The following is a 12,839-nucleotide window of genomic DNA, read 5'->3' on the forward strand; positions in this document are numbered from 1 at the left end:
GCATTTTTCGTGTCCTGGCCGGGCACCGTCCGGTGAGCAAGATATTGGTAGTTAACATATTCCTGGGGGATAAATGAGCGCGGGAAGCCCAAAATTTACCTTAAGCCGCATTGCGGCTTTGTCACTGGTGTCACTCTGGCTGGCAGGCTGCAGCAGTTCCAACAATCCGCCTGCGCCGGTCAGCACGGCTGGCGGGGCTTCGTCTTCGGGCACCAATTCCGGGATGCTGATTACGCCTCCGACCAATACCGCGCCGCAGGCTCGTCCGGTACAAACTCAGCCGGTACAGACGCAGCCTGTGCAGATCCAGCCGATGGCTCAGGAGCCTGTGCAAACGGTAAACGGCAAAATCGTCTACAACCGTAAGTATGGGGATATTCCGAAAGGTAGCTATACCGGCGGCAGCACCTATACTGTTAAACGCGGCGACACGCTATTCTACATTGCGTGGGTTACCGGGAACGATTTCCGCGACCTGGCGCAGCGCAATAATATCCCGGCACCGTACGCTTTGAACGTCGGTCAGACGTTACAGGTTGGCAATGCATCCGGCCAGCCGATTACCGGTGATAATCCTGTTGCCCAGGCGAGCGTGAAGGCCAGTAATGGTGGAATGTTGAGCGCAAATTCTGCACAAAAATCCACCGCGGTAGTTGCGTCACAACCAACTATTACGTATTCTGAATCTTCAGGTGAACAGAGTGCTAATAAGATGTTGCCGAACAACAAGCCCGCGACGACGACAACCGTCGCGCCAGTTACGGCTCCAGCTGTCAGCACCACCCAATCGACTGCAAGCAGTACGTCTACCAGTTCGCCGATCTCTTCATGGCGCTGGCCGACTGATGGCAAGGTTATCGAGAACTTTAGTGGGGCCGAAGGTGGCAATAAAGGTATTGATATTGCAGGCAGTAAAGGACAGGCTATTGTCGCGACCGCAGATGGGCGCGTCGTCTATGCCGGTAACGCACTGCGCGGTTACGGTAATCTTATTATCATCAAACATAACGATGATTACCTGAGCGCCTACGCCCATAACGATACGATGCTCGTAAAAGAGCAACAAGATATCAAGGCGGGGCAGAAGATCGCTACCATGGGTAGCACAGGTACTAGTTCGACACGATTGCATTTTGAAATTCGTTACAAGGGGAAATCCGTCAACCCGCTGCAGTATTTACCGCAGCGATAATTTGGCAAAGTACGGATAGCTCAGTATTGCTAAGAAAGGCGCCAGGGCGGCAACGATGTCTTCTTTAACGGGGCATAAAGGTTATCGTCCGGGCGTCCTTCGAGTGATATTTAGCCAAAGTGCTTTGCTCAGGGATCACGGGTAGGAGCCATCTTTATGAGTCAGAATACGCTGAAAGTTCATGATTTAAATGAAGACGCGGAATTTGATGAGAACGGAGTCGAGGTTTTTGACGAGAAAGCCTTAGTTGAAGAGGAACCCAGTGATAGCGATCTGGCTGAGGAAGAGCTTCTTTCGCAGGGAGCAACCCAACGGGTGCTTGATGCGACGCAGCTTTATCTCGGAGAGATTGGTTATTCCCCACTGCTGACTGCCGAAGAAGAGGTTTATTTTGCCCGTCGCGCGCTGCGTGGTGACGTTGCATCACGCCGCAGGATGATCGAAAGTAACCTGCGTCTGGTTGTCAAGATTGCCCGCCGTTACGGCAATCGTGGTCTGGCTCTGCTGGACCTGATTGAAGAAGGTAACCTGGGGCTGATTCGCGCAGTTGAGAAGTTTGACCCGGAACGTGGGTTCCGTTTTTCAACTTACGCGACCTGGTGGATTCGCCAAACGATTGAACGGGCAATTATGAACCAAACCCGTACCATTCGTTTACCTATCCACATCGTCAAAGAGCTGAACGTCTATCTGCGTACCGCGCGCGAGTTGTCCCACAAGCTGGACCACGAGCCGAGCGCCGAAGAGATAGCCGAACAGCTGGATAAGCCAGTTGATGACGTAAGCCGCATGCTGCGTCTGAACGAGCGCATTACCTCAGTGGATACTCCGCTGGGTGGCGACTCGGAAAAAGCGCTGCTGGACATCCTGGCCGATGAAAAAGACAACGGCCCGGAAGACACCACGCAGGACGATGATATGAAACAAAGCATCGTCAAATGGCTGTTCGAACTGAACGCCAAGCAGCGTGAAGTGCTGGCTCGTCGCTTTGGCCTGCTGGGCTATGAAGCCGCGACGCTTGAGGATGTTGGCCGTGAAATTGGCCTGACCCGCGAACGCGTGCGTCAGATCCAGGTTGAAGGTCTCCGCCGTCTGCGGGAGATTCTGCAAAGCCAGGGGCTGAACATCGAAGCGCTGTTCCGCGAGTAAGACACCTTTCGTTAAAAAGGCTCAATCGTTTTTCGATTGGGCCTTTTTCTTTTTCAGCGTCTGCTCTCTATATCCGGGCCGTTTCGTGGAGATGCAGCCAGCTTATCTCCCCCTCCTGCTGGCGGAAAAGCGCCGTTGACCAGCGCGCCGTATCCGCTTTGCCGGGTAAAACGTGCGTTTCCCGATATATCACCGCGGCCCCATCGTGCCATTCGGCAAGCATCGCGGCGCTATCAATGACGATTTTTAAGCCGGGGCGGCTGGCGCGAGCCCCTTGAAAAAAAGCGCTGACCGCCTGCTGGTCCATGCGTGTCCCGTTAATCGGGATCATGGTAAATTCCGCGCTGAAGCGCTGCATTAACCCTTCGATGCTGCCAGTTCCCTGATTCAGCCAGGCTTCAATGGCCACATGGGCGGCAATGACTTCTTCAATATAGCGACTCATTTGTTCTCCGTTTTACCGTGCAGGCGCATGATTATCGCCCGGTTATCAAATCTAAGGCAGCGCAGCAGCGGCAGCAGCGTAAAAATAGCGGCGGCGATAAACACGCCACGCCAGGCCTGCGGTGCTGGCCAGTAAAGCAAAAATGCGCTCAATAACCCCGCCAGCAGCGCAGCGCCAATCAGGAAACTCAGCTGACGATTGAGGTTCCACAGCGCGCTGGCGTCCGGCATATCGCAGTTAGCCACATTAAGAAACGCGCTGCTTTGGGCCGTACTGCTGCACAGACTGCCGCCTGCGCCCATTAAGACAAATGCCGCGATCAGCGTGCTGCTGGCGGTTGGTGAATTAACGCTGGCCAGCGCGACGATCCCGGCGGCCTGAAGCAGGCAGCCGGCCGCAATCAGAGGGCGGGGGCCGAGACGATTAAAATAGCGACCGGTCGTGACGATCGCCACGAAAGAGGCCAGTGACCAGGGCAGCATCAGGGCGCCGATAGCGGAGGGTGACAACCCCGTTACGCTTTGCAAATAAAACATCCCGACGACGTTAATTCCGATAAACGTCCCCGGCACGCAGAGATACACCAGCATAGAAAAACGCAGCAGCGGGTCACGCAGTAAAGCGAGCGGTAATAAACCTCCCGCTCGCACAACGCTTCTCTCTTCTTTTAGCCACAACGCTGCCAGCGCTAACGTCAGAAGGGCTATCGGCAGGCTGGCAAGGAAGACCCAGCGCCAGCTAAGTGATTGCACCAGAAGACCTCCCAGCGCCGGGGAGCACGCCGGCGCCAGTAGCCCGACCAGCATCACCGCGGCAGAGAGCTTTGCCCGCTCGTGAGTCTTAAACTGCTGCCAGGTTAATGCCTGACCTATTGGAATCAACAGTCCACCGCCCATTCCCTGCAGGACGCGCCACAGAACCAGATTTAGCAATGAGTCGGCCATCCCTGTTGCCAGCGCGCCGATGCTAAACAGGCTGAGCGAAAGCAGAAACACCCGTCGGGCGCCAAACCGCTGGCTGAGCCTGGCGCTAAACGGCAGCACCAGGGTGAGTCCTGCAATATAGCCATTGCTGACCCACGCCAGTTCGCCTGGCGACGCGTGCAGCGTCCGGCTCATCGCCGGAAAAGCGACGCTGGCGATAAACATATTGATTAAGTCGAGAAAGAAACCCAGCAGAAAAAGGGTTGCGACCTTGTTGCGATACGTCATTGATTACTCTCCCCATGAAGGCCGCTACTGTAAACCTCAGCATCAGGGCGAATAAACGCGACATTCGGATATATACTGTCTGAAATTTTTTGACAATGAGCGATATGATGCTGAACCTGCAGCGGATGACCATGTTTGTGGCGGTGGTGGAGAGCGGCAGTTTTACCGCGGCGGCGGCGGCCCTCGGGCAAACCAAGGCCGTGGTCAGTTTTAACGTCAGGCAGCTGGAGAGCGAGCTGGGCGTTACGCTGCTGTTGCGATCGACCCGACGGCTTACGCTGACTGAAGCCGGGTCGCTGTTTTATCAGCGTGGCCTCGCGCTGCTGAAGGCAGCGGAAAATCTGCAGGACGACGTCCGGGGCAGCCATGTGGGATTGAGCGGCGAATTGCGGGTTGCGACCACGGCAGAATATGGTGCTCAGGTGATTGTTCCGGCGCTGGCGGCGTTCAGCCTGCGGCATCCAGCGCTCCGCGTGCGGCACGTTTCTTCTTCTCACCACGCAGATTTAATCTCAGATCGTGTTGATGTGGCGATTCGTCTCGGGACGCTGGCGGATTCACGTTACCGCGCGGCGCTGATCTCGCGCTTTGCTATCGTACCAGTCGCCTCTCCGGCGTGGCTGGCGCAGCATCCGGTGAAGACGCTAGAGGATCTGGCCCATTCCGCGTGGATTATTCATGAACGTTTGACGACGCCGCTGCGCTGGCAGCTCAGCGGGCCGCAGGAACGGTGTATCCCGTTTGAAATTAAAAAGGCGCCAAGGATATCGGCGGATAGCGCCAGCGCGCTGATGGCTTTTGCGTTGGCGGGGAGCGGCGTCGCGCTGCTCCCCGAATGGCTGGCGGCCGCTGCGCTGGCGGATAACGCCCTCGTGCGGATTATGCCAGAATTCCGCTTCCCGTCTCAGGGAGTGTATGCGGTTTATCCGGACGCGCAGCATGTTCCCGCCAGGGTTCGGGCGTTTATTGATTTTCTCCGCGAGCGTTTGGGTTAGCGCTCTTGCGCCATCAGCTTATGGATGAGTTGCGAAAACTGGCGGCGCTCTTCATCACTGAGACGGCCTAAAAACTCTTCATCAACGGCGTTACCCAACGGCATAGAGCTTGCCAGCAGCGCTTCGCCTTCGGCGGTTAAATAGACAAACCGCCGGCGTTTGTCCGCCGGATCGTGTTCGCGACGAACCAACCCCCGGCTTTCCATACGGCTCAGCATTTCCGCCAGCGTCGCTTTGGTGCTGACCGCCGCTTCCGTTAACGTCACCTGTTCGATGCCGGGATGCTCGGCAATTGAACGCATTACCGCATACTGCGGTTTGGTCAGGTCCGGCAGTTCGTGCTGCCAGCGAGCGGTGTGCTGCTGAAAAAGCTGGCGCAACAGGTGGAACGCCTCGTTTCTTAACTCCATGACAACTCCGTAATCAAACCGTCGATTCTATGATAGCCGTTCGCACGGGGATTTAGCATTTTTCCTTTTTTGATTAAAAATGCGGCCGTATACGAACGAACTTGCATGGATAGCCCTACAAGAGTAGCTTTAATAAAAACGTTCGTATACGAACAAAGTGTGAGGCGATGATGAAGCTAATTGTTGGGATGACCGGAGCGACAGGCGCTCCGTTGGGGGTTGCGCTGCTTAAAGCGCTGCGTGAGATGCCGGAAGTGGAAACGCATCTGGTGATGTCAAAGTGGGCCAAAACGACCATTGAGCTGGAAACGCCTTACAGCGCCCGTGAAGTCGCCGCACTGGCCGATTTCTCCCATAGCCCGGCGGATCAGGCCGCCGTCATCTCATCAGGTTCATTTCGCACCGACGGCATGATTGTTATTCCCTGCAGTATGAAAACGCTGGCGGGTATTCGTGCCGGTTATGCCGAGGGGCTGGTTGGCCGGGCCGCGGACGTGGTGCTGAAAGAGGGGCGTAAGCTGGTACTGGTACCGCGCGAAATGCCGTTAAGCACCATCCATCTGGAAAACATGCTGGCCCTGTCACGCATGGGGGTGGCAATGGTGCCGCCCATGCCCGCTTATTACAACCATCCTAAAACCATTGAGGACGTCACGGACCACGTTGTCACGCGAGTGCTGGATCAGTTCGGTCTGGAGTATCACAAAGCGCGCCGCTGGAGCGGGTTACGGGCGGTAGAGAATGTTTCACAGGAGAATGAATAATGGCTTTTGATGATTTGCGCAGCTTTTTGCAGGCGCTGGACGACCAGGGGCAACTGCTGAAAATTAGCGAAGAGGTTAACGCGGAACCGGATCTGGCCGCCGCGGCGAACGCCACCGGACGCATCGGCGATGGCGCGCCGGCGCTTTGGTTCGATAATATTCGCGGATTTACCGATGCTCGCGTAGCAATGAATACTATCGGTTCCTGGCAGAACCACGCTATCTCGCTGGGCTTGCCGCCGAATACGCCGGTGAAAAAGCAGATCGACGAGTTTATTCGCCGTTGGGATAAGTTTCCGGTAACGCCGGAGCGGCGGGCAAATCCGGCGTGGGCGGAAAATAGCGTCGACGGTGAAGACATTAATCTGTTTGATATTCTGCCCTTGTTCCGTCTTAACGACGGCGACGGTGGTTTTTATCTCGATAAAGCCTGCGTGGTTTCGCGCGATCCCCTCGACCCGGATAATTTTGGCAAGCAAAACGTCGGCATTTACCGTATGGAGGTGAAGGGTAAACGTAAGCTCGGCCTCCAGCCGGTGCCCATGCATGATATCGCCTTACATCTGCACAAAGCGGAAGAGCGCGGTGAAGATCTGCCGATCGCCATTACCCTGGGCAACGATCCGATTATTACTCTGATGGGCGCTACGCCATTGAAATACGATCAGTCGGAATATGAGATGGCGGGCGCGCTGCGGGAAAGCCCGTACCCTATCGCCACCGCGCCGCTGACCGGCTTTGACGTGCCGTGGGGCTCAGAGGTCATCCTCGAAGGGGTGATTGAGAGCCGCAAGCGTGAAATCGAAGGTCCGTTCGGTGAATTTACCGGCCACTATTCTGGCGGCCGTAATATGACGGTGGTGCGTATCGATAAGGTTTCATACCGTAGCAAGCCGATTTTCGAGTCTCTCTATCTTGGTATGCCGTGGACCGAAATTGACTACCTGATGGGCCCGGCCACCTGCGTGCCGCTGTATCAGCAACTGAAGGCCGAATTCCCCGAAGTGCAGGCGGTCAACGCAATGTACACCCACGGCCTGCTGGCGATTATCTCCACCAAAAAACGCTACGGCGGCTTTGCCCGCGCGGTTGGCCTGCGCGCGATGACCACCCCGCACGGCCTGGGCTACGTGAAGATGGTGATTATGGTTGATGAAGATGTGGATCCGTTCAACCTGCCGCAGGTGATGTGGGCGCTCTCTTCAAAGGTCAACCCGGCGGGGGACCTGGTGCAGTTGCCGAATATGTCGGTACTTGAGCTTGATCCCGGCTCCAGCCCGGCGGGAATTACCGACAAATTAATTATCGACGCCACCACGCCGGTTGCGCCGGATCTCCGCGGCCACTACAGCCAGCCGGTACAGGATCTTCCTGAAACCAAAGCCTGGGCTGAAAAACTGACCGCCATGCTGGCCAACCGTAAATAAGGAGGAAAAGATGATTTGTCCACGTTGCGCCGATGAACATATTGAAGTGCTGGCAAAATCGCCGGTAAAAGATGTCTGGACGGTATTTCAGTGCCAGCACTGTTTCTATACCTGGCGCGATACTGAACCGCTACGCCGCACCAGCCGCGAACATTATCCGGAAGCGTTTCGCATGACGCAGAAGGATATTGATGAATCGCCGATGGTGCCGAGTATTCCGCCGCTGCTGGCGGAAGATAAACGATAAAATAAACGGGCCCGCTCAGTCGGGCCTTTTTTATTTGTTTGGTTAATCAATGCAAAATATTTATTAATTAATCTTTCAAATGTCAAAATGGTTGATAGAGCAGATACGTTTGCGAGCCTTCTTCCAGTTTATAATAAAATCAACGGGTTTGATAAATTACCGATAAGTTTTGCGGCCGGGGAAATATAGAATAGCGGCGGGTGCTTGAGGCTATCTGGCTTTGAGCATTGACAAGGATTCAGATAGACGAAAGCCCCAGGAGATATTTCTATCAACTGAGGCTGACGGATGAACCTGAACAATTCAGATGTTAGTCTCTTCTTTGCAGGGAGGCAAGACATGCTGACAAAATATGCCCTTGTGGCAATCGTCGTACTGTGTATTACGGTACTGGGATTTACGCTTTTGGTGCGCAGCTCGCTGTGCGAACTCAGTATTAAAGAGCGTAGTATGGAGTTTAAAGCTGTTCTCGCTTACGAATCGAAGAAATAGCATCAGCGCGGGGGCAACCCCGCGTATTGGTTGTCAGGATGCATCCTCTCGCACCCAGTTTGCATTTGTTAAAACGGCAGCACCGCAAAGTGCTGCCGTTTTTTCACTTTAAAAGGAACTACACCAGGCTTTTCAGACGATAGAGCCACTCCAGCGCCTGGCGCGGAGTCAGCGAGTCCGGGTCAAGATTCTCCAGCGCTTCAACCGCGGGCGAGGTCTCTTCCGGAGCAGAAAGCAGCGACATCTGGGTACCGTCCACCTGCGTGGCGGCAGCGCTCGGCGCGATGCTCTCCAGTTCGCGCAGCTTCTGCCGCGCGCGTTTAATCACCTCTTTCGGCACACCGGCCAGCGCGGCAACCGCCAGGCCATAGCTCTTACTCGCCGCACCATCCTGCACGCTGTGCATAAAGGCAATGGTATCGCCGTGCTCCAGCGCATCAAGATGGACGTTGGCCACGCCTTCCATTTTCTCCGGCAGCTGGGTTAGCTCGAAGTAGTGGGTGGCAAACAGGGTCAAGGCCTTGATCTTATTCGCCAGATTTTCCGCGCAGGCCCACGCCAGCGACAGGCCATCGTAGGTCGAGGTGCCACGACCGATTTCATCCATCAGCACCAGACTATGCTCGGTGGCGTTATGCAGAATATTGGCGGTTTCGGTCATCTCTACCATAAAGGTTGAGCGGCCGCTGGCCAGGTCATCCGCCGCACCGACACGGGTGAAAATACGATCGATAGGGCCGATTTCGACTTTATCCGCCGGAACGTAGCTGCCGATATACGCCAGCAGGGCGATCAGCGCGGTCTGACGCATATAGGTACTTTTACCGCCCATATTCGGGCCGGTGATAATCAACATTCTCCGCTGCGGAGCGAGGTGCAGAGGGTTAGCGATAAAAGGCTCTTTCAGTACCTGCTCAACCACCGGATGGCGGCCTTCGCTAATACGAATGCCCGGTTTATCGCTGAAGGTCGGGCAGCAGTAGTTGAGGGTCTCGGCGCGCTCGGCAAGGTTCACCAGCACATCGAGCTCCGCCAGCGCGCTGGCGCTCTGCTGCAGGTCGCCAAGATGCGGTAGCAGTAAATCGAAAAGCTCATCGTACAGCTGCTTTTCCAGCGCCAGCGCTTTCCCTTTGGAGGTCAGAACCTTATCTTCATACTCCTTCAGCTCAGGAATAATATAGCGCTCGGCGTTCTTAAGGGTCTGGCGACGGACGTAATGGATCGGTGCATGCTGGCTCTGACCGCGGCTAATCTGGATGTAGTAGCCGTGAACGGCGTTGTAGCCGACCTTCAGCGTATCCAGCCCCAGACGCTCGCGCTCGCGAATTTCCAGCTTGTCGAGGTAATCGGTCGCGCCATCGGCCAGACCACGCCACTCATCCAGCTCCGCGTTGTAGCCGGGGGCGATAACGCCGCCGTCGCGAACCAGCACCGGCGGCGCATCGATAATCGCCCGTTCAAGCAGGTCGCGTAGTTCGTTAAACTCGCCCATTTTCTCGCGAAGCCGCTGTACCGGCGCGCAGTCGACGTCTGCCAGCATCGCACGCAGCGCAGGCAGCTGCTGGAATGCGTGACGCATACGGGCTAAATCTCGTGGACGAGCTGTGCGCAGCGCCAGGCGAGCCAGTATACGTTCAAGGTCGCCAACCTGACGGAGTATCGGCTGCAGTTCAGTGTAATGCTCCTGCAGCGCGCCAATGGTCTGCTGGCGCTCTACCAGTACTGCGGTGTCGCGCGCCGGCATATGCAGCCAGCGCTTAAGCATACGGCTGCCCATCGGAGTGACGGTGCAGTCGAGTACCGAAGCCAGAGTATTATCAAAGCCGCCGGCCAGGTTCTGGGTTATCTCCAGGTTGCGGCGAGTAGCGGCATCCATAATGATGCTGTCCTGCTGGCGTTCCATGGTGATGGAACGGATGTGCGGCAATGACGTACGCTGGGTGTCTTTGACATATTGCAGCAGGCAGCCGGCGGCACACAGGCCGCGCGGGGCGTTTTCAACGCCGAATCCGACCAGATCGCGCGTACCGAACTGGAGATTGAGCTGCTGGCGCGCGGTGTCGATTTCGAATTCCCACAGCGGACGACGGCGCAAGCCTCGGCGCCCCTCAATCAACGAGGATTCGGCAAAGTCTTCCGCGTACAGCAGTTCGGCGGGATTGGTGCGCTGGAGCTCCGCCGCCATCGTCTCGCGGTCAGCGGGTTCGCTCAGGCGAAAACGTCCGGAGCTAATATCGAGGGTGGCGTAGCCAAAACCTTTACTATCCTGCCAGATGGCGGCCAGCAGATTATCCTGACGTTCCTGCAGCAGCGCTTCATCGCTGATAGTTCCGGGGGTCACAATGCGAACGACTTTGCGTTCAACCGGCCCTTTAGTGGTCGCCGGATCGCCAATCTGTTCGCAAATGGCCACCGACTCCCCCTGATTAACCAGCTTGGCGAGATAGTTCTCCACCGCATGATGCGGGATCCCGGCCATCGGAATCGGTTCGCCTGCGGAAGCGCCGCGTTTGGTCAGCGAGATATCAAGCAGCTGCGATGCGCGTTTCGCATCGTCATAGAAGAGTTCGTAAAAATCACCCATCCGGTAAAACAGCAGGATCTCCGGATGCTGGGCTTTCAGCTTGAGATACTGCTGCATCATGGGCGTATGGGCGTCAAGATTCTCTAGTGTACTCATCAGTTTTGATGTCCATTTACTTAAGTTTTAATGAGTTAGCGGATTTTATTGTTTTCATGACGTCACGCTGCGGCTCATTGGTTCCCGTGAAATTGTGCTTTTCTTTTCATTGACTCATGAGCCGCATGATAACGGAGTCTTCTGGCCAGGAAAACAAGAAGCGGCAACGGCGTGGTGCGGAAAGATTCTCCGGTTGTGTCTACGTATGACCCGCAGAAAGAGCTGATAACTTCTTTGTTAAAAAATTGTGATCTATGTTAAAATTATTTTACGGTGAATTCATGGCACCTATAATTTATTAATTACCTGGCGTAATTTGTTTTTAGGATATATCTCAGTGTTCTGCGAGTTAAATTTCTGACGCGGGATTGTTCGCGAGGTTAAATCTTTTTTTAATTCCCTGCTAAATGTATTTCTTTTTACCCCAAAAATGATTTGTTAGTATTTTTGCCGACCAGGGGATCTGGATTTAATTAAATTATTAATATTAATTAATAGTCTAATTATTGAAACGGATTTTTCGGTGATGCGGAGGGCTGCAGATTGTTGTGAGAATATACCGCAGCAATTTTATAGCTCCTTACTCTTTAGGATAAAAATTTATAACGCAGGAATTTTCTATGAAACTGAATAAAGTTGCTATGGCTGTGGCATTAACTGCTGCTCTCGGCTCTATGTCTGCTCTGGCTGCTGATACAACCAACGGGGTTATCGAGCTTCAGGGTGAACTGGTGAACACTGCTTGTGGTTTGGCCCCGTCGTCCAGCCCGGTAACCGTTGATTTTGGTCAGGTTCCAGTTTCCCTGCTGCAGGGCGGTGGTCAGGCAACTGAAGCTAAAAGCATCGAACTGCAGTACTGCGACACCACCATCGCTAGCAGCGCCGTTGTTTCCTACACCCCGACTTCGGTTAACCCGAACGATCCTACTCTGGCTGCATTCACTTCTGGTACCGCATCCGGCGCGGGTATCGGCCTGAAAGACAGCGCTAGCCAGACTGTGACCTGGGGCGCGCAGACGACTCCGGTCACTCTGGTTGATGGCACCAACACCATTCCTTTCGTGGCCTTCCTGAAAGCGGAAGCTGCTGCGAGCGGTTCTACCACTACCGTTACCGCGGGTGCATTCCAGTCAACGATCAACTTCACTATCGATTATCAATAATCGATTTTGAATTATCGCTCGCGGGGAGGCTTCTCCCCGCGATATTGGAATGGGTGCCAGATAATATGGAATTCTGAGTATGGTTAAGGATACAGAGAAAAAGAGACTGATGACGTTATTCGTATCGGTATTACTCTTCTCCGGACATGCTTTGAGTACTAATTTTACGCCCGGACAGTTGGCGCTTTCGGGGGAGCTGGTTGCTGCCGCCTGCGATATCGATCCCAACTCGCGGGAACTGTGGGTGGATTTCGGTAATATCTCGGCTCGCGATATTAATATGGACCAGGAAGGTAAGCTGATCCGACCTTTTCTGGTGCGCTTAGTCGGCTGCGCCTCTTTCGGTAGCGAAAATCCATCAACGCCCGGTGCCTATGCCACCATCACCTTTACCGGAAATGCTTCGTCGCAAGACCCGACGGTATTAATTCCGGATGGCGAGGGAAAAGGCTTTGGGATACAGATTCGCGATCGCCACGGGGAGATTTTAACTTTTGGAGAACCCTCTTCCGGGTATCTTCTGAGTGATGAGAATAATACGCTGAAATTTACCGCTTCGTTGGTTCCGGTTCAGCAACATATTAAGGCTGGAGATTTTTACGCCGTCACTCGTTTCTTTATGGATTACAACTAGAAATAAGCCAGCTATTGCTGTTGTAGCTTG

The 12,839-nt window shown here is 54.6% G+C and carries 14 protein-coding genes; 9 read left to right on the forward strand and 5 right to left on the reverse strand.

What is annotated here, in order from left to right:
- Positions 1–51: 51 nt before the first annotated feature.
- Positions 52–186, reverse strand: a complete 135-nt coding sequence (locus KO1_RS28815) for a peptidase (RefSeq protein WP_224226457.1) — start codon at positions 184–186, stop codon at positions 52–54.
- Between KO1_RS28815 and nlpD the strand changes: the two genes are divergently transcribed.
- A complete protein-coding gene (gene nlpD / locus KO1_RS21740; RefSeq protein ID WP_230133338.1) occupies positions 128–1,192 on the forward strand; it encodes a murein hydrolase activator NlpD in 1,065 nt (354 codons plus the stop codon). The two genes, KO1_RS28815 and nlpD, sit on opposite strands and share 59 nt — an antisense overlap.
- 156 nt (positions 1,193–1,348) lie before the next feature.
- Positions 1,349–2,341 (forward strand): RNA polymerase sigma factor RpoS, encoded by a 993-nt coding sequence (gene rpoS / locus KO1_RS21745; RefSeq protein ID WP_004104962.1) that lies wholly within the window; start codon positions 1,349–1,351, stop codon positions 2,339–2,341.
- A 67-nt stretch (positions 2,342–2,408) separates the two neighbouring features.
- On the opposite strand, the gene KO1_RS21750 is transcribed toward rpoS, so the two are convergent.
- Both KO1_RS21750 and KO1_RS21755 read right to left on the reverse strand, forming a co-directional pair.
- Positions 2,409–2,786, reverse strand: a complete 378-nt coding sequence (locus KO1_RS21750; RefSeq protein ID WP_004114875.1) for a DUF4440 domain-containing protein — start codon at positions 2,784–2,786, stop codon at positions 2,409–2,411.
- Positions 2,783–3,997 (reverse strand): MFS transporter, encoded by a 1,215-nt coding sequence (locus tag KO1_RS21755; protein WP_017145487.1) that lies wholly within the window; start codon positions 3,995–3,997, stop codon positions 2,783–2,785. Before KO1_RS21755 ends, KO1_RS21750 begins: the two co-directional genes overlap by 4 nt.
- Before the next feature lie 107 nt (positions 3,998–4,104).
- Between KO1_RS21755 and KO1_RS21760 the strand changes: the two genes are divergently transcribed.
- Positions 4,105–4,992, forward strand: coding sequence for a LysR family transcriptional regulator (locus tag KO1_RS21760; protein ID WP_024274624.1), 888 nt, complete (start codon positions 4,105–4,107; stop codon positions 4,990–4,992).
- Here the strand turns inward: KO1_RS21760 and KO1_RS21765 are convergent.
- The gene (locus KO1_RS21765; RefSeq protein ID WP_004104957.1) at positions 4,989–5,402 is read right to left on the reverse strand and encodes a MarR family winged helix-turn-helix transcriptional regulator; all 414 of its coding nucleotides are present in this window, start codon (positions 5,400–5,402) and stop codon (positions 4,989–4,991) included. The genes KO1_RS21760 and KO1_RS21765 overlap by 4 nt on opposite strands.
- A 170-nt stretch (positions 5,403–5,572) precedes the next feature.
- Between KO1_RS21765 and KO1_RS21770 the strand changes: the two genes are divergently transcribed.
- From KO1_RS21770 to KO1_RS21785, 4 genes are all read left to right on the forward strand, one after another.
- Positions 5,573–6,166 (forward strand): non-oxidative hydroxyarylic acid decarboxylases subunit B, encoded by a 594-nt coding sequence (locus KO1_RS21770; protein ID WP_004104955.1) that lies wholly within the window; start codon positions 5,573–5,575, stop codon positions 6,164–6,166.
- Positions 6,166–7,593 carry a non-oxidative hydroxyarylic acid decarboxylases subunit C gene (locus KO1_RS21775; RefSeq protein WP_004114871.1) on the forward strand — a complete coding sequence of 476 codons (1,428 nt, stop codon included), beginning with the start codon at positions 6,166–6,168 and terminating at the stop codon, positions 7,591–7,593. The genes KO1_RS21770 and KO1_RS21775 overlap by 1 nt, the downstream gene beginning before the upstream one ends.
- 10 nt (positions 7,594–7,603) lie before the next feature.
- On the forward strand, positions 7,604–7,840 hold the full coding sequence (locus KO1_RS21780; protein WP_004104951.1) for a non-oxidative hydroxyarylic acid decarboxylases subunit D: 237 nt from the start codon (positions 7,604–7,606) through the stop codon (positions 7,838–7,840).
- 339 nt (positions 7,841–8,179) lie between these two features.
- The gene (locus KO1_RS21785) at positions 8,180–8,332 is read left to right on the forward strand and encodes a Hok/Gef family protein (RefSeq protein ID WP_009651623.1); all 153 of its coding nucleotides are present in this window, start codon (positions 8,180–8,182) and stop codon (positions 8,330–8,332) included.
- A gap of 118 nt (positions 8,333–8,450) precedes the next feature.
- On the opposite strand, the gene mutS is transcribed toward KO1_RS21785, so the two are convergent.
- Entirely contained in the window at positions 8,451–11,012 is a 2,562-nt protein-coding gene (gene mutS, locus KO1_RS21790) for a DNA mismatch repair protein MutS (protein WP_017145489.1), read from the reverse strand.
- A 620-nt stretch (positions 11,013–11,632) separates the two neighbouring features.
- On the opposite strand from mutS, the gene KO1_RS21795 reads away from it, so the two are divergent.
- Together KO1_RS21795 and KO1_RS21800 are read left to right on the forward strand one after the other, a co-directional pair.
- Positions 11,633–12,175 carry a fimbrial protein gene (locus tag KO1_RS21795; protein ID WP_004104944.1) on the forward strand — a complete coding sequence of 181 codons (543 nt, stop codon included), beginning with the start codon at positions 11,633–11,635 and terminating at the stop codon, positions 12,173–12,175.
- A 79-nt stretch (positions 12,176–12,254) separates the two neighbouring features.
- Positions 12,255–12,809, forward strand: coding sequence for a fimbrial protein (locus KO1_RS21800; protein ID WP_024274623.1), 555 nt, complete (start codon positions 12,255–12,257; stop codon positions 12,807–12,809).
- Positions 12,810–12,839 lie beyond the last annotated feature (30 nt).

The organism is Klebsiella oxytoca NBRC 105695, assembly GCF_001598695.1.
In the GTDB taxonomy this organism is placed as follows: domain Bacteria; phylum Pseudomonadota; class Gammaproteobacteria; order Enterobacterales; family Enterobacteriaceae; genus Klebsiella; species Klebsiella oxytoca.

Coding starts and splice junctions, on each gene's coding strand:
- rpoS (WP_004104962.1), top strand. CDS start 1,349: ATGAGTCAGAATACGCTGAAAGTTCATGATTTAAATGAAGACGCGGAA.
- KO1_RS21750 (WP_004114875.1), bottom strand. CDS start 2,786: ATGAGTCGCTATATTGAAGAAGTCATTGCCGCCCATGTGGCCATTGAA.
- KO1_RS21755 (WP_017145487.1), bottom strand. CDS start 3,997: ATGACGTATCGCAACAAGGTCGCAACCCTTTTTCTGCTGGGTTTCTTT.
- KO1_RS21760 (WP_024274624.1), top strand. CDS start 4,105: ATGCTGAACCTGCAGCGGATGACCATGTTTGTGGCGGTGGTGGAGAGC.
- KO1_RS21765 (WP_004104957.1), bottom strand. CDS start 5,402: ATGGAGTTAAGAAACGAGGCGTTCCACCTGTTGCGCCAGCTTTTTCAG.
- KO1_RS21770 (WP_004104955.1), top strand. CDS start 5,573: ATGAAGCTAATTGTTGGGATGACCGGAGCGACAGGCGCTCCGTTGGGG.
- KO1_RS21775 (WP_004114871.1), top strand. CDS start 6,166: ATGGCTTTTGATGATTTGCGCAGCTTTTTGCAGGCGCTGGACGACCAG.
- KO1_RS21780 (WP_004104951.1), top strand. CDS start 7,604: ATGATTTGTCCACGTTGCGCCGATGAACATATTGAAGTGCTGGCAAAA.
- KO1_RS21785 (WP_009651623.1), top strand. CDS start 8,180: ATGCTGACAAAATATGCCCTTGTGGCAATCGTCGTACTGTGTATTACG.
- mutS (WP_017145489.1), bottom strand. CDS start 11,012: ATGAGTACACTAGAGAATCTTGACGCCCATACGCCCATGATGCAGCAG.
- KO1_RS21795 (WP_004104944.1), top strand. CDS start 11,633: ATGAAACTGAATAAAGTTGCTATGGCTGTGGCATTAACTGCTGCTCTC.
- KO1_RS21800 (WP_024274623.1), top strand. CDS start 12,255: ATGGTTAAGGATACAGAGAAAAAGAGACTGATGACGTTATTCGTATCG.